The 24128-nt window shown below is 52.3% G+C and carries 28 protein-coding genes; 15 read left to right on the top strand and 13 right to left on the bottom strand.

The window, feature by feature from the left end; translation table 11 throughout:
* Position 1 precedes the first annotated feature (1 nt).
* The gene (locus Z042_RS06925; RefSeq protein ID WP_024911117.1) at positions 2-1420 is read left to right on the top strand and encodes a glutamate synthase small subunit; all 1419 of its coding nucleotides are present in this window, start codon (positions 2-4) and stop codon (positions 1418-1420) included.
* Positions 1421-1564: 144 nt separating this feature from the next.
* Here Z042_RS06925 and sspB read toward each other — a convergent pair whose 3' ends face one another.
* The 5 genes from sspB to zapE all read right to left on the bottom strand — a co-directional run bounded on the left by sspB (position 1565) and on the right by zapE (position 5337).
* The gene (gene sspB / locus Z042_RS06920) at positions 1565-2047 is read right to left on the bottom strand and encodes a ClpXP protease specificity-enhancing factor (RefSeq protein ID WP_037406008.1); all 483 of its coding nucleotides are present in this window, start codon (positions 2045-2047) and stop codon (positions 1565-1567) included.
* Between the two features lie 5 nt (positions 2048-2052).
* Positions 2053-2694, bottom strand: a complete 642-nt coding sequence (gene sspA, locus Z042_RS06915; protein WP_024911115.1) for a stringent starvation protein SspA — start codon at positions 2692-2694, stop codon at positions 2053-2055.
* 388 nt (positions 2695-3082) lie between these two features.
* Entirely contained in the window at positions 3083-3475 is a 393-nt protein-coding gene (gene rpsI, locus Z042_RS06910; protein ID WP_024911114.1) for a 30S ribosomal protein S9, read from the bottom strand.
* Positions 3476-3490: 15 nt separating this feature from the next.
* Complete coding sequence (gene rplM, locus Z042_RS06905) at positions 3491-3919, bottom strand: 50S ribosomal protein L13 (RefSeq protein ID WP_024911113.1); 429 nt, start codon at positions 3917-3919, stop codon at positions 3491-3493.
* Between the two features lie 290 nt (positions 3920-4209).
* Entirely contained in the window at positions 4210-5337 is a 1128-nt protein-coding gene (gene zapE, locus Z042_RS06900) for a cell division protein ZapE (protein WP_024911112.1), read from the bottom strand.
* 232 nt (positions 5338-5569) lie between these two features.
* Between zapE and zapG the strand changes: the two genes are divergently transcribed.
* The 3 genes from zapG to degS all read left to right on the top strand — a co-directional run bounded on the left by zapG (position 5570) and on the right by degS (position 8767).
* Entirely contained in the window at positions 5570-5962 is a 393-nt protein-coding gene (zapG, locus tag Z042_RS06895) for a Z-ring associated protein ZapG (RefSeq protein ID WP_024911111.1), read from the top strand.
* A gap of 283 nt (positions 5963-6245) precedes the next feature.
* Positions 6246-7619, top strand: a complete 1374-nt coding sequence (gene degQ, locus Z042_RS06890) for a serine endoprotease DegQ (RefSeq protein WP_024911110.1) — start codon at positions 6246-6248, stop codon at positions 7617-7619.
* An 89-nt stretch (positions 7620-7708) separates the two neighbouring features.
* Positions 7709-8767 (top strand): outer membrane-stress sensor serine endopeptidase DegS, encoded by a 1059-nt coding sequence (degS, locus tag Z042_RS06885; RefSeq protein WP_024911109.1) that lies wholly within the window; start codon positions 7709-7711, stop codon positions 8765-8767.
* Positions 8768-8831: 64 nt separating this feature from the next.
* Here degS and murA read toward each other — a convergent pair whose 3' ends face one another.
* From murA to mlaF, 7 genes are all read right to left on the bottom strand, one after another.
* Positions 8832-10091, bottom strand: coding sequence for a UDP-N-acetylglucosamine 1-carboxyvinyltransferase (gene murA, locus Z042_RS06880; protein ID WP_024911108.1), 1260 nt, complete (start codon positions 10089-10091; stop codon positions 8832-8834).
* A gap of 54 nt (positions 10092-10145) precedes the next feature.
* Positions 10146-10400: a BolA family iron metabolism protein IbaG gene (gene ibaG / locus Z042_RS06875; protein WP_024911107.1), complete on the bottom strand. Its 255-nt coding sequence runs from the start codon at positions 10398-10400 to the stop codon at positions 10146-10148.
* 242 nt (positions 10401-10642) lie between these two features.
* Positions 10643-10945 carry a lipid asymmetry maintenance protein MlaB gene (mlaB, locus tag Z042_RS06870; protein ID WP_024911106.1) on the bottom strand — a complete coding sequence of 101 codons (303 nt, stop codon included), beginning with the start codon at positions 10943-10945 and terminating at the stop codon, positions 10643-10645.
* Entirely contained in the window at positions 10945-11574 is a 630-nt protein-coding gene (gene mlaC, locus Z042_RS06865; protein WP_024911105.1) for a phospholipid-binding protein MlaC, read from the bottom strand. The genes mlaB and mlaC overlap by 1 nt, the downstream gene beginning before the upstream one ends.
* A gap of 15 nt (positions 11575-11589) precedes the next feature.
* Entirely contained in the window at positions 11590-12114 is a 525-nt protein-coding gene (mlaD, locus tag Z042_RS06860) for an outer membrane lipid asymmetry maintenance protein MlaD (RefSeq protein ID WP_024911104.1), read from the bottom strand.
* A 4-nt stretch (positions 12115-12118) separates the two neighbouring features.
* A complete protein-coding gene (gene mlaE / locus Z042_RS06855) occupies positions 12119-12901 on the bottom strand; it encodes a lipid asymmetry maintenance ABC transporter permease subunit MlaE (protein WP_024911103.1) in 783 nt (260 codons plus the stop codon).
* Positions 12902-12905: 4 nt separating this feature from the next.
* Entirely contained in the window at positions 12906-13721 is an 816-nt protein-coding gene (gene mlaF, locus Z042_RS06850; protein ID WP_024911102.1) for a phospholipid ABC transporter ATP-binding protein MlaF, read from the bottom strand.
* Positions 13722-14386: 665 nt separating this feature from the next.
* Here mlaF and Z042_RS06845 point away from each other — a divergent pair.
* The 11 genes from Z042_RS06845 (at position 14387) to npr (ending at position 22564) form a co-directional block, all read left to right on the top strand.
* Positions 14387-15364: a calcium/sodium antiporter gene (locus tag Z042_RS06845; protein ID WP_024911101.1), complete on the top strand. Its 978-nt coding sequence runs from the start codon at positions 14387-14389 to the stop codon at positions 15362-15364.
* A gap of 15 nt (positions 15365-15379) precedes the next feature.
* Positions 15380-16366 (top strand): arabinose-5-phosphate isomerase KdsD, encoded by a 987-nt coding sequence (gene kdsD, locus Z042_RS06840; protein ID WP_024911100.1) that lies wholly within the window; start codon positions 15380-15382, stop codon positions 16364-16366.
* Positions 16367-16383: 17 nt separating this feature from the next.
* Positions 16384-16938 (top strand): 3-deoxy-manno-octulosonate-8-phosphatase KdsC, encoded by a 555-nt coding sequence (gene kdsC / locus Z042_RS06835; RefSeq protein WP_024911099.1) that lies wholly within the window; start codon positions 16384-16386, stop codon positions 16936-16938.
* Positions 16935-17513, top strand: coding sequence for an LPS export ABC transporter periplasmic protein LptC (gene lptC / locus Z042_RS06830; RefSeq protein ID WP_024911098.1), 579 nt, complete (start codon positions 16935-16937; stop codon positions 17511-17513). The genes kdsC and lptC overlap by 4 nt, the downstream gene beginning before the upstream one ends.
* Complete coding sequence (lptA, locus tag Z042_RS06825; protein WP_024911097.1) at positions 17482-18021, top strand: lipopolysaccharide ABC transporter substrate-binding protein LptA; 540 nt, start codon at positions 17482-17484, stop codon at positions 18019-18021. Before lptC ends, lptA begins: the two co-directional genes overlap by 32 nt.
* Positions 18022-18027: 6 nt before the next feature.
* Positions 18028-18753: an LPS export ABC transporter ATP-binding protein gene (gene lptB, locus Z042_RS06820; protein ID WP_037406003.1), complete on the top strand. Its 726-nt coding sequence runs from the start codon at positions 18028-18030 to the stop codon at positions 18751-18753.
* A gap of 114 nt (positions 18754-18867) precedes the next feature.
* The gene (rpoN, locus tag Z042_RS06815) at positions 18868-20301 is read left to right on the top strand and encodes an RNA polymerase factor sigma-54 (RefSeq protein ID WP_024911094.1); all 1434 of its coding nucleotides are present in this window, start codon (positions 18868-18870) and stop codon (positions 20299-20301) included.
* 23 nt (positions 20302-20324) lie between these two features.
* On the top strand, positions 20325-20612 hold the full coding sequence (gene hpf / locus Z042_RS06810; protein WP_024911093.1) for a ribosome hibernation promoting factor: 288 nt from the start codon (positions 20325-20327) through the stop codon (positions 20610-20612).
* A gap of 244 nt (positions 20613-20856) precedes the next feature.
* Positions 20857-21318, top strand: a complete 462-nt coding sequence (gene ptsN / locus Z042_RS06805) for a PTS IIA-like nitrogen regulatory protein PtsN (RefSeq protein ID WP_024911092.1) — start codon at positions 20857-20859, stop codon at positions 21316-21318.
* A 122-nt stretch (positions 21319-21440) separates the two neighbouring features.
* Complete coding sequence (gene rapZ, locus Z042_RS06800; RefSeq protein ID WP_024911091.1) at positions 21441-22295, top strand: RNase adapter RapZ; 855 nt, start codon at positions 21441-21443, stop codon at positions 22293-22295.
* Positions 22292-22564, top strand: a complete 273-nt coding sequence (gene npr / locus Z042_RS06795) for a PTS phosphocarrier protein NPr (protein WP_024911090.1) — start codon at positions 22292-22294, stop codon at positions 22562-22564. The genes rapZ and npr overlap by 4 nt, the downstream gene beginning before the upstream one ends.
* Positions 22565-22632: 68 nt before the next feature.
* Here the strand turns inward: npr and Z042_RS06790 are convergent, their stop codons facing one another.
* The gene (locus tag Z042_RS06790) at positions 22633-24126 is read right to left on the bottom strand and encodes an aldehyde dehydrogenase family protein (RefSeq protein ID WP_024911089.1); all 1494 of its coding nucleotides are present in this window, start codon (positions 24124-24126) and stop codon (positions 22633-22635) included.
* Between the last annotated feature and the right edge of the window lie 2 nt (positions 24127-24128).

The following is a 24128-nucleotide window of genomic DNA, read 5'->3' as shown; positions in this document are numbered from 1 at the left end:
AATGAGTCAGAATGTTTACCAATTTATCGACCTACAGCGTGTTGATCCGCCAAAGAAACCGCTGAAGATCCGTAAAATTGAGTTTGTAGAGATTTACGAGCCGTTTTCGGAAACCCAAGCGAAAGCGCAGGCCGATCGTTGTCTGTCTTGCGGTAACCCATATTGTGAATGGAAATGCCCGGTGCATAACTACATTCCGAACTGGCTGAAGCTGGCGAATGAAGGCCGTATTATGGAAGCGGCAGACTTGGCACACCAGACCAATAGCCTGCCGGAAGTTTGTGGCCGTGTTTGCCCGCAAGACCGTTTATGCGAAGGTTCCTGCACTCTGAATGACGAGTTTGGTGCGGTTACCATCGGCAATATCGAACGCTATATCAATGATAAAGCCATCGAGATGGGTTGGAAGCCGGATATGTCCCACGTGCATCCAACCGGCAAACGTGTGGCAGTGATCGGCGCTGGCCCTGCGGGCCTGGCCTGTGCCGATGTGCTGGCCCGTAACGGGGTCAAAGCGATAGTCTATGATCGCCATCCAGAAATCGGCGGCCTGCTGACCTTCGGCATTCCGGCCTTCAAGCTGGAAAAAGAGGTGATGATCAAACGCCGCGAGATTTTCAGCGAGATGGGCATTGAGTTCCAGCTCAATACCGAAGTAGGTAAAGACATCACCATGGAAACGCTGCTCAATGAATATGATGCAGTGTTCCTTGGCGTGGGCACTTACCAATCCATGCGCGGCGGGTTGGCGAATGAAGAAGCGCCAGGCGTTTATGATGCCCTGCCATTCCTGATCGCCAATACCAAACAATTGATGGGTTATGCCGCCGAACAGCACGAACCCTATGTCAGCATGGAAGGTAAGCGCGTCGTGGTACTCGGCGGTGGTGACACCGCAATGGACTGTGTACGTACCTCCATTCGCCAAGGCGCCACCCAGGTAACCTGCGCCTATCGCCGTGACGAAATCAACATGCCGGGTTCCAAACGTGAAGTGAAAAATGCGCGTGAGGAAGGAGTAGAATTCCAATTCAACCTGCAACCGCTGAGCATTGAGTTAAACGGCGCAGGCCGCGTTGCGGGTGTGAAGATGGTGCGGACGCAGTTGGGAGCCCCGGATGCCAATGGCCGCCAGGTTGCCGAGCAGGTGGCGGGCTCTGAATATGTGCTTGACGCAGACGCCGTCGTGATGGCCTTTGGTTTTCGCCCACACCAAATGGACTGGCTGGCAGCACATGGCGTACAGTTCGATCAACAAGGCCGTATTGTGGCGCCGGAAAACATCGATAATGCATTTCAGACCAGCAACCCGAAGATCTTCGCCGGTGGTGATGCAGTGCGTGGTTCTGATCTGGTGGTGACTGCGATAGCCGAAGGGCGCAAAGCCGCCGAAGGCATCATGAGTTATCTGGAAGTATAACCGGGCACCGTTTCAGCGGCGTTTTGTCATAGGGGCCAGCACTGCTGGCCCCTGATTTTTTCAGCCGTTCCAGTACAACACAACAACCTGCCCGTAATAAAAAAGGCCCAACAATCTGTTGAGCCTTTTAAACTGTTACACGGTTTACTTCACAACGCGCAACGCCGGGCGACCACCACCGCGTGGCGGCTGCGGCGGTTCATCATCATGAGTATCAGAACGCTCGCTGTCGACCACGGATATCAGGTTCTCAGGAGGAATGGCCTCATCGAACCCTTCGCTCCCCCCTTCCGCTTCATACGCAGCTTCGGGTTCAAATAGGGTGCCAGCCCCATTCTCACGCGCATAAATTGCCAGCACGGCGGCCATAGGCACCAGCACCTGGCGTGGCACGCCACCAAAACGGGCGCTAAAACTTACGTCGTTATCACCCAATTGCAAGTTACCCACAGCGCGCGGTGCAATGTTCAGCACAATCTGGCCATCGCGGGCAAACTCCATCGGCACCTGTACATCAGGATAAGTGACATCCACCACCAGATGCGGAGTCAGTTGATTATCCAGCAACCAGTCATAGAATGCCCGCAACAAATAAGGCCTGCGCGGGGTCATCTGAGACATGTCCATGACGTTTAGCCCCGAGTTTGCAGGCGCATTTCGCGCTCAGCTTCGGTCAGAGAAGCCAAGAAGGCATCACGCTCGAACACGCGGGTCATGTAGCCTTTCAACTCTTTAGAACCTGCACCGCTCAATTCAATACCCAGTTGCGGCAAACGCCACAGCAACGGTGCCAGGTAGCAATCCACCAAACTAAATTCTTCACTCATGAAATACGGCGTCTGACCGAAGATTGGCGCAATAGCCAACAGTTCTTCACGCAGTTGACGGCGTGCTGATTCCGCATCCTGACCGTTACTCTGCTCAATTTTGTACATCAGCGAGTACCAGTTTTTCTCAATGCGCAGCATCATCAGGCGGCTTTCACCGCGCGCAACCGGATACACCGGCATCAACGGCGGGTGTGGAAAACGCTCATCAAGATATTCCATGATGATGCGGGATTCATACAGGGTCAGTTCGCGATCAACCAGCGTAGGTACCGTTTGGTAAGGATTGAGGTCAATCAGATCCTGCGGCAGGTTATCTGGTTCAACCTGCTCGATCTCGACGCTGACACCTTTCTCTGCCAGTACGATACGTACTTGATGGCTAAAAATGTCGGTCGGGCCAGAAAACAGCGTCATTACCGAACGTTTGTTGGCAGCGACAGCCATGAAAACCTCCAAGTTTATCTAGAAAATACTGCGAATAGCCAACTTCCCATCGTCTTTCAAACCGTAACTTTACCGCAATTTGAAATCTATTGGGTCTCTCAGGCTGCTATCCTGAATAATCTTGACCCCAAGCCAGCAGCACACAGGCAAACCCGAGGTCATAAAAACCGGCCTCGGAGATAGGCTGACAGCAACTGCACAGCGAACAGGCGCAAAAGTGGGTGGTAGTCTACCAGATTCTGATTGTTTTGTGGGAACCCAGCGGCGATTTCCTGTTGAATTGTCTTCATGCCACCTATTTTCAAAGCACTGACGAAAATTTCAGGCATAAAAAAACCCGGTGAAACACCGGGTTTTTGCGTAAACCGCACTGCCGAGGCAGCAAAGATTAACGCTTGGAGAACTGTGGACGGCGACGTGCTTTACGCAGACCGACTTTCTTACGTTCAACCTGACGAGCGTCACGAGTAACGAAGCCTGCTTTACGCAGTTCGCCACGCAGAGTTTCGTCATACTCCATCAGTGCACGGGTGATACCGTGACGGATAGCGCCAGCTTGACCGGAGATACCACCACCCTTAACGGTGATGTACAGATCCAGTTTGCCAACCATGTCGACCAGTTCCAGCGGCTGACGAACTACCATGCGGGCAGTTTCGCGACCGAAGTACTGTTCCAGGCTGCGCTGGTTGATAACGATATTACCGTTGCCCGGCTTGATGAAAACGCGAGCGGCGGAGCTTTTGCGGCGACCAGTGCCGTAGTATTGATTTTCAGCCATTGCCTATAATCCCGATTAAATGTCCAGAACTTGCGGTTGCTGTGCCGCGTGATTGTGCTCATTGCCCGCGTAAACTTTCAGTTTACGGTACATTGCACGACCCAGCGGGCCCTTCGGCAGCATGCCTTTAACCGCGATTTCAATCACACGCTCAGGATGGCGAGCAATCATCTCTTCAAAGGTCGCTTCTTTCAGACCACCGACGTAACCGGTGTAGCGGTAGTACATCTTGTCGTTACGCTTGTTGCCGGTAACAGCAACTTTTTCTGCGTTCAGAACGATGATGTAATCACCGGTATCAACGTGCGGGGTGTATTCCGCTTTATGCTTGCCGCGCAGGCGACGAGCCAGTTCAGTAGCGAGACGGCCTAAAGTTTTACCGTCTGCATCAACAACATACCAGTCGCGTTTTACGGTTTCTGGTTTAGCTGTAAAAGTTTTCATTAAAAGCTTACCCAATAATTTAGTTACACGCAGGTGTTCACCCAACGCTGGAAAACAGTTGAGGCTCACACGACCATCAAGTCCAGCAAACCTACCCCTTCGAATAGCCATTGCCGGCACTATAAAGTTTTTGGGAAAAAAACTTTGTTGTAACGTGGGGTCGCAGGATTATAGAGAAGTCGCCCACAAAGGTCGAACAGTTTTTGTGGCAAAAACGGATTTACCCCTAAAACCTCTCCAGCTTGCAGGCAGGCAAAACGCGAATCCCCCACCTGCAAATTACGACGAATTTATGGCAAGTGAGGTAATTTCAGATACTCTTCACTCTGCATTTCCTGCAACCGTGACAGGCAGCGTTGGAATTCAAATTTCAGCCGCTCACCCTGATAAATTTCGAACATTGATGTTTCTGCCGCGATGACCAGTTTGACATGGCGTTCGTAAAACTCATCCACCAATGCCAAAAAACGGCGAGCCGTATTTTCTTTCAGCGGCCCCATAATGCGCACATTATACAACATCACACTATGGTATAAACGCGACAGGGCGATGTAATCCAACTGGCTGCGCGCTTCTTCGCACAGAGTATGGAAATCCACAGCCAGCACGCCATCCACGGCACGCAGGGTTGGCAGGGGCCGATGATTGATTTGCAGCACCGGAGCCTCATCTCCTACTTTACCCGCCAGCTTCAGGAAAATATGATCCATCGTTTCCCGCGTTGATTCATTGAGCGGCGTCAGATACAGATGCGCTTGTGTCAGGGTACGCAAGCGGTAATCAATACCAGCATCAACGTTCATCACGTCACAATACTCCTTGATCAACGCTATCGCCGGCAGGAATCGTGCCCGTTGTAAACCATTATGATAGAGGTTATCAGGCGGAATATTAGAGGTGGCCACCAACGTAATCCCACGTGCGAACAGCGCCTGCAACAGCGTTGCCAGCAACATCGCGTCCGTGATATCTGAGACGAAAAACTCATCGAAGCACAGCACGTCGGTCTGCGTCTTGAAACTATCTGCAATGATCTCTAACGGGTTTTCTTGCCCTTGTAATTCAGTCAGTTCTTCGTGCACCCGCAGCATAAAACGATGGAAATGCAGCCGCAGTTTACGTTCACCAGGCAGACTATGGAAAAACGTATCCATCAGCCAGGTTTTGCCCCGGCCAACCCCTCCCCACATATACAACCCCTGAACAGGCCGCGAATTCGCTGCTGGGCTGTTTTTCCCCCACAGGCGGCTGAATGCGCTACGTAAACCACCGGCAGCAGCACCTGCAACAGGTCTTTGCAGCAACGCCTGATAAATATGATCCAACCGCGTAATAGCCTGGCGCTGAACCGCATCGGCCTGATATTCCCCCGCATCCAGCGCACACTGGTAGCGAGATAATGGTGACTGTGCCTGCATTTATTCGAAGATCCCTAAGAACTCTGAGAATTTATTTAGCCAATTTTCGCAGCGTGTTGGTGCCGCTTCGCACCCTGATCACCACATTTATCGGCGCTGTGGCCAGCGAGAACCCCCTATAAACATCAGGTAATGGTTTATCAGGATTCCACTCGAACAAGGTTAACGGTTATAGTGGATATTATTAAGTAAAAAATCCCTGCGGAACAACGAAGTCAAAAGAGGAGTCATCATGACCTGGGAGTATGCGCTGATTGGTTTGGTCGTCGGTATCGTGATTGGTGCGGTAGCGATGCGTTTTGGGAACCGTAAATTACGTCAACAACAAGCCTTGCAAGACGAGTTGGATAAAAGCAAAACCGAGCTTGAAGAATACCGCCAAGAGCTGGTTGGGCATTTTGCCCGCAGTGCTGAACTGCTGGATAACATGGCACGCGACTATCGCTTGTTGTATCAGCACATGGCGAAGAGCTCCAACAACCTGTTGCCGGACCTGCCGATACAAGATAACCCGTTCCGCTATCGTCTAACCGAAGCGGATAACGATCAGGCTCCGGTGGAAATGCCACGTGACTATTCCGAAGGAGCATCCGGCTTACTACGCAGCGCGCCACCGCGCGATTGATCCCTTTATCTACATCAACCCGTGGGCCATCCGCGGGTTTTTTTTGCTTCCTCCTGCCCCTTCCCCAACGCCTGAGCTATTCTTAACACCGACGATTAAATGAACTTTTCGCGCAAATTCACGGTCTTATACCTTAAATAGCTTGAGTTGCAGGAAGCTCAGCCAGGGCAAGCACTACGCCAATGCACCGCAACTTGGAGTATGATGGGTATACACTCACCATGATATTGTTATTGCTTTATCATCAGAATTTCATCGGCAGGTATTGAGAGAGTTATTATCAATGAAGAAAAAGTCATTAATTCTTAGCGCATTAGCCATGAGCATTAGCCTGACGCTCACTTCTGTACCCACAGCCAACGCAGTGATGCCGGTTGCCGTTGAAGGGCAGCCGCTGCCAAGCCTGGCACCGATGCTGGAAAAAGTCCTGCCTGCCGTAGTGAGCGTGCGTGTAGAGGGCACTCAGATACAGCAGCGCCAGCAGTTACCGGAGGAGTTTAAATTCTTCTTCGGCCCCAATATGCCATCACAACAGCCAAATTCACGCCCTTTTGAGGGATTGGGTTCAGGCGTTATTATTGATGTGGAGAAAGGTTATATTCTCACCAACAATCACGTTATCAATAACGCCGATAAGATCAGCATCCAGCTCAATGATGGCCGTGAATACGATGCCAAACTGATTGGCCGTGACGAACAATCCGACATTGCTCTACTACAGGTAAGCGATGCCAAAAATCTGACCGCCGTTAAAATGGCAGACTCCGACAAACTGCGGGTGGGTGACTTCGCCGTGGCCGTCGGTAACCCCTTCGGCCTTGGTCAAACTGCCACCTCCGGCATTATCTCTGCGCTGGGCCGTAGCGGCCTGAATCTGGAAGGGCTGGAAAACTTCATTCAGACCGATGCTTCGATCAACCGCGGTAATTCCGGTGGTGCCTTGGTGAACCTCAACGGTGAACTGATCGGTATCAACACGGCGATCCTGGCACCAGGCGGTGGCAACATTGGTATCGGTTTTGCGATCCCAAGCAATATGGTGCAAAGTTTGAGCCAGCAATTGATTGAGTTTGGCGAAGTCAAACGCGGCCTATTAGGGATCAAAGGCAGCGAAATGACCGCCGATATAGGGAAAGCCTTTAATACTGACGTACAGCGCGGTGCCTTTGTTAGCGAAGTTCTGCCGAAATCCGCAGCCGCGAAAGCCGGTATCAAAGCAGGCGATATTCTGGTTTCCATTGAAGGTAAACCGATCAACAGTTTTGCCGAATTGCGCGCTAAAGTCGGTACGACGCCACCGGGCACCACCATCAAGGTAGGGCTGCTGCGTGAAGGGAAACCGATGGATGTTTCGGTAACCCTGGATAACAGCGAAAATGCCACCACTAACGCCGAAACGCTTTCTCCCTCACTGCAAGGTGCTTCACTCAGTAACAGTGCGCTGCCAAACGGCGACAAAGGCGTGAAAATTGAAAATGTTGAGAAAGGAACGCCAGCTGCTCAGATCGGTTTGCAGAAAGGGGATGTAATCATCGGCATTAACCGCGAACGGACAGAAAGCATTAGCGCATTGCGTAAACAGCTTGATGCCAAGCCAACCGTGGCAGCACTTAATATTGTGCGTGGCGGCGAAAACATTTATCTACTGCTGCGTTAATTTCTTTAAAAACCGGGCTCAGTGGCATACTGCGCCCGGTTAACTCATGCTATCCTCCTTTTATCTTCTCTTTCGCAGACTAAAACTCCATGTTTGCTAAGCTTTTTCGTTCGATTATTATTGGTTTGATTGTCGCTGGCTTATTGTTGGCTATTCTGCCCGTATTGCGCTCTTCCAATAATATTTTTGCCAGCAAACCGGATAGTACCCGCGATGAAATCCCCGCCAGCTACAATACTGGCGTGCGCCGCGCGGCCCCTGCCGTTGTGAATATCTATAACCGTAACATGAGCGGTGCAACCAACGTACTTTCGCTGGGTTCCGGTGTGATCATGAATGAACGTGGTTACATCATTACCAATCGCCATGTGATCAAAGATGCTCAGCAGATTACCGTCGTCCTACAGGATGGCCGCCGTTATGAGGCGCTGCTGGTCGGTTCTGATAGCCTGACCGATTTGGCGGTATTGAAAATTGATCCCGGTAATTTGCCCGTAATCCCGATCAATACGCAACGCCCGGCCCACATCGGTGATGTGGTGCTGGCGATCGGCAATCCTTACAATCTGGGGCAAACCGTCACTCAAGGGATTATCAGTGCCACCGGCCGCATCAGCTTGAGCACCACCGGGCGGCAAACTTTCCTGCAAACCGACGCCTCCATCAACCGTGGCAACTCCGGCGGAGCACTGGTCAATTCACTGGGTGAATTGATGGGGATCAATACTCTCACTTACGACAAAATCACCGATGGGGAAACCCCCGAAGGTTTGGGTTTTGCCATTCCTACGGAACTGGCAACCAAGATCATGGATAAGCTGATCCGCGATGGCCGCGTGATCCGTGGTTACTTTGGCATTCAGGGGAAAGAAATCATTCCGGTACGCACATCCAATACCGGGATTGATCGCCTGCAAGGCATTGTCATCACCGAGATCACTCCCACCGGGCCTGCCGCTAGCGCGGGTTTCGAAATCAATGACATCATTATCAATGTCAATAACAAACCGGCGGTTGCCGTGCTGGAAACTATGGATCAGGTGGCAGAAATCCGCCCAGGCACCGAGATCCCTGTCGTGGTCTTGCGTGATGGCCAACGCCTGACGCTAAAGATGACCGTGGGAGAATTCCCGGAAGATAACAACTGAAATGAAAAATCCCGACAAAGCGGGATTTTTTCTCTGCTAGCAGCAAACAGCCAGTCACCCGCCGTTAATCACCTTTCACGCGTTCAATATTCGCCCCCAGCGCACGCAGCTTATCCTCGATACGCTCATAGCCACGGTCGATGTGATAGATACGGTCAATAATAGTCACACCTTCGGCAATGCAACCCGCCAAAACCAGGCTGGCAGAAGCACGCAGATCCGTCGCCATCACCTGTGCACCGGAAAGTTGTTCAACGCCGTGGCAAATCACAGTATTGCTTTCAATCTCCGCCTGCGCGCCCATACGAATCAGCTCAGGGACATGCATAAAACGGTTTTCGAAGATGGTTTCGGTGATCACGCCGGTTCCTTCCGCCACCAGGTTCAGCAAGCTGAACTGCGCCTGCATATCGGTTGGGAAACCAGGATGTGGGGCAGTACGCACGGTCACCGCCTTCGGGCGTTTGCCGTGCATATCCAGACGGATCCAGTCAGCCCCGACTTCGATATCAGCCCCGGCTTCACGTAGCTTGGCCAACACCGCATCCAATGTATCTGGGCGAGTATTGCGGCACAGCACCTTGCCACCGGAAACCGCCGCAGCGACCAGGAACGTACCGGTTTCGATACGATCCGGCAATACGCGATAAACCCCGCCGCCCAAGCGTTCAACGCCTTCAATGGTGATCCGATCGGTGCCTGCACCGCTGATTTTGGCTCCCAGCATGTTGAGGAAGCCGGCAGTATCAACAATTTCGGGTTCACGCGCCGCGTTTTCAATGATCGTGGTGCCCGTTGCCAGAGTTGCCGCACTCATGATGGTTACGGTCGCGCCTACGCTGACCTTATCCATCACGATGTGTGCGCCTTTCAAACGCCCATCTACGGAAGCCTTGACGTAGCCCTCTTCCAGCCTGATTTCAGCGCCCAGTTGCTCCAGGCCGGTAATGTGTAAATCAACCGGGCGTGCGCCAATGGCACAACCACCAGGCAGCGAAACCTGACCACGGCCAAAACGTGCCACCAATGGCCCCAAGGCCCAGATGGATGCCCGCATGGTTTTCACCAGATCGTAAGGCGCACAAAACTCATTCACTTCACTGGCATCAACAAACACCGAGCCATTACGCTCGATTTTAGTGCCTAACTGGTTGAGTAATTTGATGGTCGTGTCAATGTCCTTTAACTTCGGGACATTCTGTAACTCTACAGGCTCTTCCGCCAGCAACGCGGCGAACAGGATCGGCAGGGCTGCATTCTTCGCCCCAGAAATGGTCACTTCCCCGCTTAAACGGGTCCGGCCCTGCACACGAAATTTATCCATTTAACTCTTCTCTGTTATTGGTTCTAAGCGGCCTGCCTTGTAGGGCAAACAGCCTTAAAATCCGTTAAGTTTGCGATCCCGCCGCCACTCTTCCGGCGTGTATGTTTTGATCGACAAAGCATGAATGCGGTTGTCCGCGATGTATTCCATCAGCGGCGCATAGACCGTTTGCTGTTTTTTGACACGGCTCAAGGTGGCAAACAGTTCACCAACCACAATAACCTGGAAGTGGCTGCCATCGCCGGTCACATGCACTTCATCCAGTACCAATGCTCGCATCAGTACATCTTTAATTTCACTATTTTCCATAGTATCCAGTTCTGTATCAAAAGGATCATCATTAGCCCAGTGGTGCCCCACGATTAACCACGATGCCATCACAACATCAAAGCGGAGGGAAAACATAGCACAACGCGGGCTTTCAGGGCTGGAGCAATTACAGGACACGGCTTCGTATTTTAGTGGAATCCAGCACTTTCTTAAACTTAAAGAAGAAGCCCCTGAATAACAGGAGCTTCAGCGTACTTCCCCCACAGCCAACCTAAATTTGGCTAACTGACGGTATCCGCAGGCATTATCGCTTGCAGATTATAAAGCGTAATCAACGTTTTCAGCCGCTCTGTCGCACCGGAAATGGTTAACGCTACACCCTGCTGGCGCTGCTGCTCACGTAAATGCAACAGCAATGCCAGGCCAGAAGAGTCAACACGCTGCAACTGCGCCACGTCAATGCTGGTTTTATCCACCATCAGCGCCTCACGTTGTTGCCACAGGGGCAGCAATGTTTCCCGCGTAAGTTCGCCACGCAGGATCAACCGTTGCTGTTGTGACTCCCAATTCAGCCCCTCAGCCATCAGCTTTTTTTATCCAAAGTAATCGGCTGCTGCGCTGCCGACTGCAACAGTTGAGTCAAACCGTCAATGCCTTTGGTACGCAGGATCGACGCCCACTCATTCTGTTTAGTGGTAATCATGCTGACGCCTTCGGCGATCATGTCATATGCCTGCCAATAACCCGTCTTGCTGTTTTTGCGCCATTGGAAATCCAGGCGCACTGGCGGGCGGCCACCGTTATCGAGGATTGTCACACGGATAGCGACAATATCTGCATCACCTATCGGTTGAGCAGGCTCAATCTGGTAAGTTTGCCCATGATACATCGCCAGTGCCTGGCCATAAGCCTGCTCCAGATAAGCTTGGAAAGCGGTGAAATAAGCCTCACGCTGCGCCGGAGTAGCCTCTTTGTAATAACGGCCCAGCACCAGAGCACCGGCATATTTCACCTGCACAAACGGCATCAGTTCCTGATGCACAATAGTGCGCAGATAGTTGGGGTCTTGCCTGATTTTGGACTGCTCATTTGTCAGGTGTGTGAAGGTTTTCTCTGCGGCATCCTGCATCAGGCTGTAAGGATTGGTCTGATCGACCGCAAAGACCTGCGGTGCCAGCACCAACAGCGCAACCATCAGTAAACGTTTAAACATGCGAGCTTCCCTCTTTTAGTGACTTGGTGCAGTTTGCGCAGCGGCATCTGCCGGTTTAGCCGCATCATCCTGGCCACCACTCTTGTACAAGAACTGACCGATAAGATCTTCCAGAACCATCGCTGATTTGGTGTCCTGAATGGTTCCGCCATCCTTCAGGATGCTCGTTCCCATGTCGGGATCTTCAAAGCCGACATTCAACGCCAGATACTGCTCCCCCAACAGACCCGAGGTGCGGATCGCCAGGGAACTGGTATCTGGCAGTTGATTATATTTCTCCTGAATATCCAGCGCCACACGCGGAGTGTAGGTTTTCAGATCCAGTGAAACTTCTGCTACCCGGCCAATCGTCACCCCACCGATCCTTACTGGAGAGCGTACTTTCAAACCGCCGATATTATCGAATGTGGCATAAATACGGTAAGTCGGCTCATTGCCGATCGATCTAATATTGGCTACCTGGAGACAGAGGAAGATGACAGCACACAGCGCAATCAGCATAAACGCACCTACCCAGATTTCATTCTTCTTCGTTTGCATCGAATCAATTCCCAAACATCAGTGCTGTCAGCACGAAATCCAATCCCAACACCGCCAGTGACGAATGTACCACGGTACGCGTCGTTGCACGGCTAATCCCTTCAGAAGTCGGTATTGCATCATAGCCGTTGAAGATCGCAATCCAGGTCACGGTAATGCCAAATACCACACTTTTGATCAAACAGTTGAGTAAATCCTTGTGCCATTCAACGGCGCCTTGCATAGCCGACCAGAAGAAACCGCTGTCGATTCCCTTCCAATCCACCCCCACCATCGAACCGCCCCAGATCCCCACGGCAACAAAAATGATGGTCAGCAGTGGCATGCTGATCAACCCAGCCCAAAAACGCGGGGCAACGATGCGCCGCAGTGGGTCAACCGCCATCATTTCCAGGCTGGAGACTTGCTCAGTGGCCTTCATCAACCCGATCTCGGCGGTTAATGCCGAACCCGCACGGCCAGCAAACAGCAACGCCGTAACGACCGGGCCCAATTCACGCAGCAGCGATAACGCGACTATCATGCCCAGGCTGGCTTCTGCGCTGTAGGTGGTGAGAACAATATATCCCTGGAGCCCCAACACCATCCCGATAAACACACCGGACACTATGATAATCAACAGAGACTGTACGCCCACGCTGTACAGTTGTTTAATCAGCAGCGGCCACTGTTTATGCGGCTCCGGGCGCCCGACTAACGCATGGAATAGCATCAACCCGGCGCGCCCAAAAGCCGCGCTGGTATCAATCCCTCGGCGCCCTAAAGACGCTAACGCCTGTAAAAACATGAAGTTATTTACTCCCTTCCTCTAAAAGCTCGGTCTGGTAATCCTTGGCTGGATAGCGGAACGGTACTGGCCCATCGGCAATACCATCCAAAAACTGGCGCACACGCGCATCAGGGTTATTCTGTAGCTGCGGCGCAGTTCCTTCGGCAATCACATGTTGATCCGCCACGATATAGGCGTAATCCGCAATACTCAACACTTCTGGCACATCATGTGAGACCACGATACAAGTGATGCCCAGCGCATGGTTCAGCTCATCGATCAATTTTACCAACACCCCCATTGTGATGGGGTCCTGGCCAACGAAGGGTTCGTCAAACATGATCAATTCCGGGTCCAACGCAATCGCCCGCGCCAACGCAGCACGCCGCGCCATCCCGCCGGAAAGCTCATTTGGCATCAGTTCGGCGGCACCACGCAGCCCCACCGCCTCAAGCTTCATCATTACCGTGCTGCGCAATATCGGTTCCGGCAAGCGGCTGTGCTCACGCAGCGGAAAAGCCACGTTCTCAAATACCGTCAGATCGGTGAACAATGCCCCCGATTGAAACAGCATGCTCATTTTCTTACGCGCTTCATACAATTGAGGACGTGACAGTGCAGGAATATTATCACCATCAAACCAGATTTCACCGCAATCTGGGGCCAATTGACCGCCAATCAGCCGTAACAACGTCGTTTTACCAATCCCTGATGGCCCCATGATCGCCGTTACCTTACCACGGGGAACCGTCAGGTTAATGTCTTCAAATATCAGCCGATCGCCACGAGAGAAACTCATGCCGCGCACTTCGACCAGATTATCTGCCTTCTGGTGCATGTTGATTGATCCTCTACAACTCATTCTTGCTAAAGGCCAGCCCCACATTGAACAGTGAGGCCTGACATTAGATTTATCCCTGATGTTAAAGCAACTGACAAGATGCGTCTTATTTTTACAAAAGATTACCGCTATTTCGCTACCAATGATGCCATGGGTTTTACTTTTAGGCTTCAGACAGTCAAAATTAAGAAATAACGCAAAAAATAAAACTGTTCGATTTTTATACCCTAAATAATTCGCGTTGCAGGGCAAGAACGCCAAGGCGTTTTTGAACAGCGTGTGCGGCTGGCCCCGAAGGGGCTGAGTAACAAAGCCAACACGCGTGCAATTTGAGGTATGGCGGGTTTAGCCGGGAAAATCCGTTGCTGCGGCGGTACGTTGCACAACGATGGGCAAGCAAGATGGCCGAATTGCGGCTTTACCAACGAACTGGGATAGCACCTGATGGATTTCACGTTGTAGCCAGGCAGGCAAGCATGTTCCCCTGGTTCTTGCATCATTTAGTGACTGGGGTGAAAGTGCCCAACCAACCACTCTGCAACACGAAAAAAACGGGGGATGATACCCTAAATAATTCGAGTTGCAGTAAGGCGGCAAGCGAGTGTAGCCGAGGCACATGCAACGTGAAGTATGACGGGTATGCTCCCATTAAAGGACCCTGCATGTTTCTCGCGATAGTATTGTTAATCGTTGGTTTATTTCTATTAGTGTATGGTGCCGATCGATTAGTTTACGGCGCAGCAGTGATCAGCCGCTCTCTGGGCGTTCCCCCGTTGATCATCGGTATGACCGTTGTCGGCATCGGCACCTCATTGCCAGAATTGATTGTTTCGATCACGGCTGCGCTGAACGGGCAGACGGACATGGCCGTGGGCAACGTGTTGGGTTCCAACATCGCTAATATTTTACTGATTCTGGGAGTTGCCGCCCTGATCCACCCGTTGGCGGTGCGTTCGGAAATCCTGCGGCGCGAACTGCCGTTGCTGCTGATCGTTACCCTGTTATGCGGTTTTGTGCTGATGGATAACACCCTCAGCCGACTGGACGGATTCTTATTGCTGGCCACTGCCGCCGGGTTTATTCTGCTGATGCTACGTATTGCCCGGCTGGCACAACACCAAGGCAATGACAGCCTGACCATGGAACAGATCGCTGAATTACCGCAAGACAGCAGCAACACGGTGGCGGTGTTGTGGCTGGTGTTGGCATTCACCATCCTGCCACTATCTTCAAAGATGATCATCGACAACGCTACCGCGATCGCACACCACTTTGGTCTAAGCGAGCTGGTCGTTGGCCTGACGCTGATTGCCATCGGTACCAGTCTGCCTGAATTGGCTACATCCATCGCCGGAGCACTAAAGGGTGAGGATGATATGGCGATTGGTAATATCATTGGCTCTAATATTTTTAACACGGTGATTGTTCTGGGCGTCCCTGCCCTGCTGTCGCCGGGCAGCATCGATCCTGCTGCCTTCCGGCGCGATTATTGGGTCATGCTGGTAGCCAGTATCCTGCTCAGCGCCTTGTGCCTTGGGCGTAAACATCGTATCAACCATCTGGCTGGTGCTCTGTTATTATGTGGTTTTATTGCGTATCTTGCGGTGCTGTTCTTTAACCCTTTCAGCACGTTCGGTTAACTAACGAGAATGAGTATGTCGACGATACAATTGCAACCGGGCTTTGATTTTCAGCAGGCAGGCAAAGAGGTGCTCCAGATTGAGCGTGAGGGCCTGGCCCAGCTTGCTCAATACATCAATGCCGACTTCACCCACGCCTGTAAAATGATCGCCGCCTGCTATGGCAAAGTCATTGTGATGGGAATGGGGAAATCCGGCCATGTCGGTTGCAAGATTGCCGCTACCCTCGCCAGCACCGGCACCCCGGCATTCTTCGTCCACCCTGCGGAAGCCAGTCACGGTGATCTTGGCATGGTTTCACCACAGGACATCGTGTTGGCCATTTCCAATTCCGGTGAATCCAATGAGATCCTGGCCCTGATCCCGGTGTTGAAACGCCAGCAAATCCCGCTGATTTGCATGACCAGCAACCCGGAAAGCACCATGGGTAAAGCAGCAGAAGTCCACCTGTGCATCAAGGTGCCGCAAGAAGCCTGCCCGCTCGGCCTGGCTCCCACCACCAGCACCACCGCTACCTTGGTCATGGGAGATGCCTTGGCGGTGGCGTTGCTGAAAGCACGCGGCTTTACGCCAGAAGATTTCGCGCTCTCGCACCCTGGCGGGGCGCTTGGCCGCCGCCTGCTGCTGCGTGCCAGTGATATTATGCACAGTGGCGATGAGCTCCCACGCGTCAGTGCCGATGCCTCGCTACGTGATGCTTTATTGGAAATCACCCGTAAAAATCTGGGTATGACCGTGATTTGTGACGATCTCATGAAGATCGCCGGTATCTTTACCGACGGTGACTTACGCCGGGTATTCGATATGGGTATCGACCTCAACAATGCTAAAATCGCCGATGTAATGACGCTGGGGGGGATTCGGGTGCGCCCGAACATGCTGGCCGTTGATGCACTTAATCTGATGCAGCAACGCCATATCACCGCCGTGCTGGTGGCTGATGGTGACCAGTTGTTGGGTGTGATACATATGCATGACATGCTGCGCGCCGGTGTCGTTTAATGAAAGGAACCAAGTGAATGAGTATGGTTGAAACCTGCTATGGGCCAGTCACAGAAGATGTCATGGCACGAGCCGGGAAGATCCGTCTGCTGATTTGTGATGTTGATGGAGTGCTGTCAGACGGCCTGATCTACATGGGCAACCATGGCGAAGAACTGAAAGCCTTCAATGTGCGCGACGGCTACGGGATCTGCTGCCTGAAAACCTCAGGCATCGAAGTCGCCATTATCACAGGCCGTTCTGCCAAGTTGCTGGAAGATCGGGCCAAAACCCTGGATATATCCCATTTATATCAGGGGCAATCCGATAAGCTGTTAGCCTTTCGCGAACTGTTAGATAAACTGTCGCTGGCCCCCGATGAAGTTGCCTACATCGGTGACGATCTGATCGACTGGCCGGTGATGGCCGAAGTGGGTCTGGCGGTAGCTGTGGCGGATGCACATCCGCTGTTAACGCCGCGCGCTCATTACGTCACCCAGATTGCTGGTGGGCGCGGTGCAGTACGGGAACTGTGCGATCTGATTCTTTTGGCTCAAAACAAGCTGGAAGGGGCCAAAGGGTTGTCGATATGAGTAAAACCAAACTCTGGATCTCCATCGTACTGCTTGTGATCGCTTTGGCGCTGATCGGTTGGAACATGGCTGATATCAACTATGACAGCCCCTCTGCACCGGTTAATCTCCAAGATCCCACTTACCAAAGCCAACATACGGTCACGGTTGTCTACAACCCAACCGGTAAACTGAGTTATAAACTGGTGGCCGAGGAGGTGAAATATTACACCGAAGATGAATTAAGCTGGTTCACCCAGCCGGTGATGACGTTGTTTGATGAGTATGCCTTACCAACCTGGTCGATACGCGCCGATCGCGCCAAACTGACCAAAGAGCGTATGCTGTATCTGTACGGCAACGTTGAGGTGAACAGCCTGACGACCACCTCACAGCTGGAAAAAATTAAAACAGATAACGCCCAGATTAATCTAATCACACAAGATGTTTCTTCCGACGATGAAGTGACTCTTTTTGGGACGAATTTTACCTCTAAAGGCATGAAAATGCGTGGGAATCTGCGGGAGAAAACCGCCGAGCTGATTGATAAGGTCAAGACCAACTATGAAATTCAGAACCAAAAAACAACTCCGTAATCTGTTGCTCGTCAGCTGCATTCTGGCCACCAGCACCCCGGCCTTGGCGTTGAAATCCGACTCAGAGCAACCCGTGAGTATCAATTCGCTGAAACAGGCTCTGGATATGCAGAGCAACGTCAGCACATTCACCGACGAAGTGGTGATCAAACAAGGCACTATTGAGATCAAAGCCGATAAAGTGGTGGTTACCCGTCCCGACGGCGATCAGAACAAAACCTATATTGAAGCTTTCGGGAAACCGGTAACCTTCTACCAGATGCAGGATAATGGCAAGCCGGTGAAAGGCCATGCCCAGAAAGTGCGTTACGACGTTGCAACCCAACTGGTCACACTCACCGGTAACGCCTATCTAGAACAGTTGGACAGCAATGTGCAGGGTGACAACATCACCTATCTGGTGCAGCAGCAGCAGATGCAAGCGTCCAGCGATAAAGGCAAACGCGTGACGACGGTTCTGGTGCCATCACAGTTGCAAGACAAAAACGGTCAAAAGAAGAGTAACTAATCACTTATGGCAACACTCATCGCAGAAAACTTGGCAAAAGCCTATAAAGGCCGCAAAGTCGTTGAAGACGTCAGTCTGAAAGTGAAATCCGGCGAAATCGTTGGCCTGTTGGGGCCAAACGGTGCGGGTAAAACCACCACGTTCTACATGGTGGTTGGTATCGTCCAGCGCGATGCTGGGCGCATCGTGATCGATGAAGAAGATATCAGCATTCTGCCACTGCATGCCCGTGCGCGCCGTGGCATCGGTTATTTACCGCAGGAAGCCTCCATTTTCCGCCGCCTGAGCGTGTACGACAACCTGATGGCGGTGCTGGAAATCCGTGACGATCTCACTCGCGAACAGCGTGATGATCGTGCCGTAGAATTGATGGAGGAATTTCATATCTCCCACCTGCGTAACAATCTGGGCCAGTCACTTTCCGGTGGTGAACGCCGCCGCGTGGAAATTGCCCGCGCGTTGGCCGCTAACCCGAAATTCATCCTGCTGGATGAGCCTTTTGCCGGGGTTGACCCCATTTCCGTCATCGATATCAAGAAGATCATTGAGCATTTGCGTGATAGCGGCCTGGGCGTGCTAATCACCGACCATAACGTGCGTGAAACGCTGGATGTCTGTGAACGTGCTTACATCGTCAGCCAAGGCAAATTGATTGCCCATGGCACACCAGATGCTATTCTGGCTGATGAGCAAGTGAAACGCGTTTATCTGGGCGAAGAGTTCCGCCTCTAGATCCCAGCGATACCCGAAATATTTGGCGTTGCGGCGCTGTTGGCTGTAGCTGCAAGAGATTAAGAAGGGTATACATGCCTCACGGCAACCGCTAACGGAAGTAAACTGAAAACTATGAAGCAAGGTTTGCAACTCAGACTCAGCCAACAACTGGCCATGACTCCACAATTGCAGCAAGCAATACGCCTGCTGCAATTGTCCACGCTTGAACTCCAGCAGGAGATCCAATTAGCGTTAGAGAGCAACCCATTGCTTGAACAAACCGACCCGCACGACGAGATTGACGCCAAAGAGAGCCCTGATACCGAAGAGTTGGATACCCGCGAGGCATTGGAACAAAAAGAGATGCCCGAAGAACTGCCTCTGGACGCCACCTGGGACGAAATCTACACGGCGGGCACGCCGTCCGGCACCGGCACTGATTACAGCGATGACGAATTACCGGTCTATCAGGGGGAAACCACCCAAACGCTGCAAGATTACCTGATGTGGCAGGTCGATCTGACGCCGTTTTCCGATACCGATGCCGCCATTGCGACCTCGATTGTCGACGCCGTTGATGATACCGGCTATCTCACCGTAACACTGGAAGATATTCTGGAAAGCCTCGGTGATGACAACGTAACCCTTGACGAAGTCGAAGCAGTTTTGAAGCGCGTGCAGCGTTTCGACCCGATTGGCGTCGCCGCGCGCGATCTGCGCGACTGTTTGCTGATCCAGCTTTCTCAATACGCCAAAGACACCCCTTATCTGGCCGAAGCAAAATTGATCATTAGCGATCATCTGGATTTGCTAGCCAATCATGACTTTCGCACTCTGATGCGAACAACCCGCTCAAAAGAAGATACACTGAAAGAAGCGATGCTGCTGATTCAGTCACTCGATCCGCGCCCTGGGCAATCGATCAATACCGGTGAATCAGAGTATGTCATTCCCGACGTGCTGGTGCACAAAGTACAGGATAAATGGATGGTTGAACTCAATGCTGACAGCATCCCGCGTTTGAAGATCAACCAACAATACGCTGCGCTTGGGAATCGCGTGCGCAGCGATGCTGACGGCCAGTTTATCCGCAGCAACCTGCAAGAAGCGAAATGGCTGATTAAAAGCCTGGAAAGCCGCAACGATACTCTGCTCAGAGTGACCCGCTGCATCGTCGATCAGCAGGAAGCGTTCTTTGAACAGGGGGAAGAGTTTATGAAACCCATGGTGCTGGCCGATATCGCCCAGGCCGTGGACATGCATGAATCGACCATCTCACGCGTGACTACGCAGAAATTCCTGCACAGCCCGCGTGGTATTTTTGAATTGAAATATTTCTTCTCCAGCCATGTGAATACCGATAGCGGTGGCGAAGCCTCCTCCACGGCGATCCGGGCGTTGGTGAAGAAATTAATTGCGGCGGAAAACCCCGCTAAACCGCTTAGCGACAGCAAGCTCACCACATTGCTTTCCGATCAGGGGATCATGGTGGCACGGCGTACCGTTGCTAAGTACCGAGAGTCTTTGTCCATCCCGCCGTCAAATCAGCGCAAACAGTTGATTTGACCTCAATAGAGAAGGAAGACATTATGCAGCTCAACATTACCGGACACCACATCGAGATCACCGCCCCTATGCGTGAGTTCGTGAACAGTAAGTTTGCCAAACTCGAACAGTATTTTGATCGCATCAACCAGGTGTATGTAGTTCTCAGTGTGGAAAAAGTGCAGCAGATTGCAGAAGCAACGGTGCACGTGAATGGAGGCGAGTTGCACGCCACGTCAGAAAAAGAAGATATGTATGCTGCAATTGACTGCCTGATTGATAAACTGGCTCGCCAATTGAATAAACATAAAGACAAACTCAAACACCACTGACATTAAAAGCCGTTACCCTGTACGGTAACAGCTTAAGCTTAAATCGTAGCCATTGGCTACCAGGCGACCAGCGGCACGTTATCGGAATGGGTACGTGCCGTTAAGCCACCAGGGTTAAACCGGCAAAAAACCGATTCATCAAGCATCATCGGCACAGGCAGTTTGAAGTTCACCAGCCATACCACTGGCTGGATTCAAAATGGCCCGCAAGAGAGCTTAATGAGGGGTTTTAAGTGAAGATGAGATGAACGACGAAATAATGCAATTAAGCTCGGTGTTAAACATCGAGTGCACCAGAAGCTCGGTACACTGCACCAGTAAGAAACGGGCACTGGAAATTATCAGCGAATTGGCCGCCAAGCAGCTCAGCCTGCCTTCGCAGGTGGTATTCGATGCGGTGCTGACCCGGGAACGTATGGGCAGTACCGGTATTGGTAACGGTATCGCGATCCCCCACGGCAAGCTGGAAGAAGACACACTGCGTGCCGTCGGCGTGTTTATCCGTCTTGAACAACCCATCGCCTTTGATGCTATTGATAATCAGCCGGTTGATCTGCTTTTTGCATTGCTGGTTCCGGCCGATCAATGTAAAACTCATTTACACACTCTGTCACTGGTTGCCAAACGGTTGGCGGATAAAACCGTCTGCCGCCGCCTGCGGGCTGCACAAAGTGACGAAGAATTGTACCAAATCATTACCGAATAACCATTGGCCAGCGTCACTGCCAGTAAGGTGTTTTGCCTATAATGCGTCTGGGCTGCGGCCTGGATAATAAAGATCCTAACGGTGGCGGAGAACGCCATTGATCTACTAGGGGGAGTTGCCACATGGTGCTGATGATTGTCAGCGGCCGTTCCGGTTCAGGAAAATCCGTCGCCTTGCGGGCGCTGGAAGATATGGGTTTTTACTGCGTGGATAACCTACCCGTGGTGCTGTTGCCGCAGCTTGCTCAAACGTTAGCGGAACGCAACACCTCTGCGGCGGTCAGCATCGACGTGCGTAACATGCCTGAATCACCGGAAGTGTTCGAATATGCCATGACTCAGTTGCCGGAAAGCTTTTCACCGCAACTGCTGTTTCTTGATGCCGATCGCAATACCCTGATCCGCCGCTACAGTGACACCCGTCGCCTGCATCCTCTTTCTGCCAAGAATTTGTCGCTGGAAAGCGCGATTGATGAAGAAAGCGATTTGCTGGAACCCCTGCGTTCCCGAGCCGATCTGATCATCGATACCTCAGAAATGTCAGTACACGAACTGGCCGAAATGCTGCGCACCCGTCTGTTGGGTAAACGCGAGCGTGAACTGACCATGGTGTTCGAGTCCTTCGGCTTCAAACACGGCATTCCTATTGATGCCGACTATGTGTTTGACGTGCGCTTCCTGCCAAACCCGCACTGGGATCCGAAACTGCGTCCGATGACTGGCCTGGACAAACCGGTGGCCTCGTTCCTCGATCGCCACACAGAAGTGCATAACTTCATCTACCAGACGCGTAGTTATCTGGAATTGTGGTTGCCAATGCTGGAAACCAATAACCGCAGCTATCTGACCGTCGCTATCGGTTGTACCGGCGGTAAACACCGTTCGGTGTACGTGGCGGAACAACTGGCGGATTATTTCCGTTCACGCGGCAAGAACGTCCAATCCCGTCACCGCACCCTGGAAAAACGTAAACAATGACGGTCAAGCAAACGGTGGAAATCAAAAATCGGCTGGGCATGCATGCTCGGCCAGCGATGAAGCTGTTTGAGTTGGTACAGAGTTTTAATGCTGAGGTGCTGTTGCGTAATGACAGCGGCACCGAGGCGGAAGCCAGCAGTGTGATCGCCCTGCTGATGCTTGATTCCGCTCAGGGTCGCCAGATCGAAATTGAAGCCAGCGGGCCGGAAGAACAGCAAGCCCTGGCGGCAGTGATTGAACTGTTTAATTCCGGCTTTGATGAGGATTAACACCTGATACCCAATGGATTTCAAGTTGCGGCCAACAGCGCTACGCCTTGAAAAACCAAGGATATCAATCAATACCGCACCATCACCGATTTCAGCTCGGTATAATGTTCAATAAACGCGCTGCCAAACTCACGCCCAATCCCTGATGATTTCATCCCGCCAAACGGCAATGCCGGATCGAGGAAAGTGTGCATATTGATCCACACCGTACCGGCCTCAATACGCGGGATCATCCGCATCGCCTTGCTGAGATCGTTAGTCCACAGGCTCGCCGCCAAGCCGTAAGGCGAATCGTTCATCATGGCGATCATCTGTTCTTCATCGTCATAGGCCAGGAAAGTACCCACCGGGCCAAAGGTTTCTTCCCGCATCAGCAAATCGTCTGGCCCAGTGGCGCGGATCGCCGTGGGTGCCACAAAGAAACCAGGGCCAGCCAGCGCATGACCACCGCAGACAATCTGGCTGCCTTCGGCACGCGCTTTATCGAACAAGCCCAGCACCTTGCGATAATGCGCTTCATTAGCCAACGGCCCAACCTCGGTGGTTTCATCCAGCGACGATCCCACTTTCATCGCCCCCAAACGCTGCGTCAGCTTTTCCAATACCGCGTCAATATGGCTGTCTGGCAGATAAAAACGCTCCGCCGCCGCGCAGATTTGCCCCTGATTCAGGTAACCCGCTTCAATAATGCCGTCAACCATCTTGTCGACTGAAACATCCGCCAGGAATGCCGCGCCATTTTTGCCGCCCAATTCCAGCGTGGTGCGTACAATCCCCTGTTCCATTGCCGCTTTCCCCACGGCAATGCCGGTTGGCACTGAGCCGGTAAAGCTCACCTTCGCACAATGGGGATGAGCGATTAACGCCGGGCCCAGACGTGCGCCGGAACCGTTAACGACGTTAAGCGTGCCGTCCGGGATCCCTGCTTCTTGCGCCAACTCCGCCACCCGCAACATGGTCAGCGGCGTATACTCACTGGGCTTCAACACCACCGTACAACCGCAGGTCAGCGCTGCTGCCAGCTTCCAGATGGCGATCATGATCGAGAAGTTCCACGGAATAATGCCTACCACCACGCCCAGCGGTTCGCGGCGGGTGAAGGCCGTGTATTGTTCACCTCTGAAAGAAGGTAACGAAACGTTGAGCGTTTCCCCGCTGATTTTGCTTGACCAACCGGCAAAGTAGCGCAGAAATTGCGCAGCCATGTCGATTTCCAGACCACGCGCCAACTGGATGGTTTTACCGGAACACAGGCTTTCCAACTGCGCCAGTTCTTCACGGTGCGCCTGCAACAGATCGGCCAAACGCATCAGGCAATTACCGCGCTCCATTGGCGAAACCCGTGCCCAGGCCCCGTGGAAAGCGGCGAACGCGGCCTGCATGGCGGCATCCACTTCCTCCTGCCCACCTTCAACAACCTGCGCAATGGCCTGCCCGGTGGCCGGATTCACCACCGCAAACTTTTCCGTTCCTGCCCCTGCCAGTAACCGGCCGCTAATATAGTGGCCATGCTCACGGCCCAGAAATGCCGTAACCTGCGGTAACAGCGTAATATCAGTCATCG

The organism is Chania multitudinisentens RB-25 (genome assembly GCF_000520015.2).
Classification (GTDB): domain Bacteria; phylum Pseudomonadota; class Gammaproteobacteria; order Enterobacterales; family Enterobacteriaceae; genus Chania; species Chania multitudinisentens.
This window is presented reverse-complemented; position numbering and strand designations above follow the sequence as displayed.

Bases quoted from the DNA above. Each gene is read 5' to 3' on its own strand.
- mlaC (WP_024911105.1), bottom strand. From the start codon at position 11,574: ATGTTTAAACGTTTACTGATGGTTGCGCTGTTGGTGCTGGCACCGCAG.
- lptA (WP_024911097.1), top strand. From the start codon at position 17,482: ATGAAATTCAGAACCAAAAAACAACTCCGTAATCTGTTGCTCGTCAGC.
- Z042_RS06845 (WP_024911101.1), top strand. From the start codon at position 14,387: ATGTTTCTCGCGATAGTATTGTTAATCGTTGGTTTATTTCTATTAGTG.
- sspB (WP_037406008.1), bottom strand. From the start codon at position 2,047: ATGGACATGTCTCAGATGACCCCGCGCAGGCCTTATTTGTTGCGGGCA.
- kdsD (WP_024911100.1), top strand. From the start codon at position 15,380: ATGTCGACGATACAATTGCAACCGGGCTTTGATTTTCAGCAGGCAGGC.
- rpsI (WP_024911114.1), bottom strand. From the start codon at position 3,475: ATGGCTGAAAATCAATACTACGGCACTGGTCGCCGCAAAAGCTCCGCC.
- kdsC (WP_024911099.1), top strand. From the start codon at position 16,384: ATGAGTATGGTTGAAACCTGCTATGGGCCAGTCACAGAAGATGTCATG.
- Z042_RS06790 (WP_024911089.1), bottom strand. From the start codon at position 24,126: ATGACTGATATTACGCTGTTACCGCAGGTTACGGCATTTCTGGGCCGT.
- zapG (WP_024911111.1), top strand. From the start codon at position 5,570: ATGACCTGGGAGTATGCGCTGATTGGTTTGGTCGTCGGTATCGTGATT.
- Z042_RS06925 (WP_024911117.1), top strand. From the start codon at position 2: ATGAGTCAGAATGTTTACCAATTTATCGACCTACAGCGTGTTGATCCG.
- murA (WP_024911108.1), bottom strand. From the start codon at position 10,091: ATGGATAAATTTCGTGTGCAGGGCCGGACCCGTTTAAGCGGGGAAGTG.
- rapZ (WP_024911091.1), top strand. From the start codon at position 21,441: ATGGTGCTGATGATTGTCAGCGGCCGTTCCGGTTCAGGAAAATCCGTC.
- degQ (WP_024911110.1), top strand. From the start codon at position 6,246: ATGAAGAAAAAGTCATTAATTCTTAGCGCATTAGCCATGAGCATTAGC.
- rplM (WP_024911113.1), bottom strand. From the start codon at position 3,919: ATGAAAACTTTTACAGCTAAACCAGAAACCGTAAAACGCGACTGGTAT.
- lptC (WP_024911098.1), top strand. From the start codon at position 16,935: ATGAGTAAAACCAAACTCTGGATCTCCATCGTACTGCTTGTGATCGCT.
- degS (WP_024911109.1), top strand. From the start codon at position 7,709: ATGTTTGCTAAGCTTTTTCGTTCGATTATTATTGGTTTGATTGTCGCT.
- zapE (WP_024911112.1), bottom strand. From the start codon at position 5,337: ATGCAGGCACAGTCACCATTATCTCGCTACCAGTGTGCGCTGGATGCG.
- lptB (WP_037406003.1), top strand. From the start codon at position 18,028: ATGGCAACACTCATCGCAGAAAACTTGGCAAAAGCCTATAAAGGCCGC.
- ptsN (WP_024911092.1), top strand. From the start codon at position 20,857: ATGAACGACGAAATAATGCAATTAAGCTCGGTGTTAAACATCGAGTGC.
- mlaD (WP_024911104.1), bottom strand. From the start codon at position 12,114: ATGCAAACGAAGAAGAATGAAATCTGGGTAGGTGCGTTTATGCTGATT.
- ibaG (WP_024911107.1), bottom strand. From the start codon at position 10,400: ATGGAAAATAGTGAAATTAAAGATGTACTGATGCGAGCATTGGTACTG.
- mlaF (WP_024911102.1), bottom strand. From the start codon at position 13,721: ATGCACCAGAAGGCAGATAATCTGGTCGAAGTGCGCGGCATGAGTTTC.
- mlaB (WP_024911106.1), bottom strand. From the start codon at position 10,945: ATGGCTGAGGGGCTGAATTGGGAGTCACAACAGCAACGGTTGATCCTG.
- rpoN (WP_024911094.1), top strand. From the start codon at position 18,868: ATGAAGCAAGGTTTGCAACTCAGACTCAGCCAACAACTGGCCATGACT.
- mlaE (WP_024911103.1), bottom strand. From the start codon at position 12,901: ATGTTTTTACAGGCGTTAGCGTCTTTAGGGCGCCGAGGGATTGATACC.
- hpf (WP_024911093.1), top strand. From the start codon at position 20,325: ATGCAGCTCAACATTACCGGACACCACATCGAGATCACCGCCCCTATG.
- npr (WP_024911090.1), top strand. From the start codon at position 22,292: ATGACGGTCAAGCAAACGGTGGAAATCAAAAATCGGCTGGGCATGCAT.
- sspA (WP_024911115.1), bottom strand. From the start codon at position 2,694: ATGGCTGTCGCTGCCAACAAACGTTCGGTAATGACGCTGTTTTCTGGC.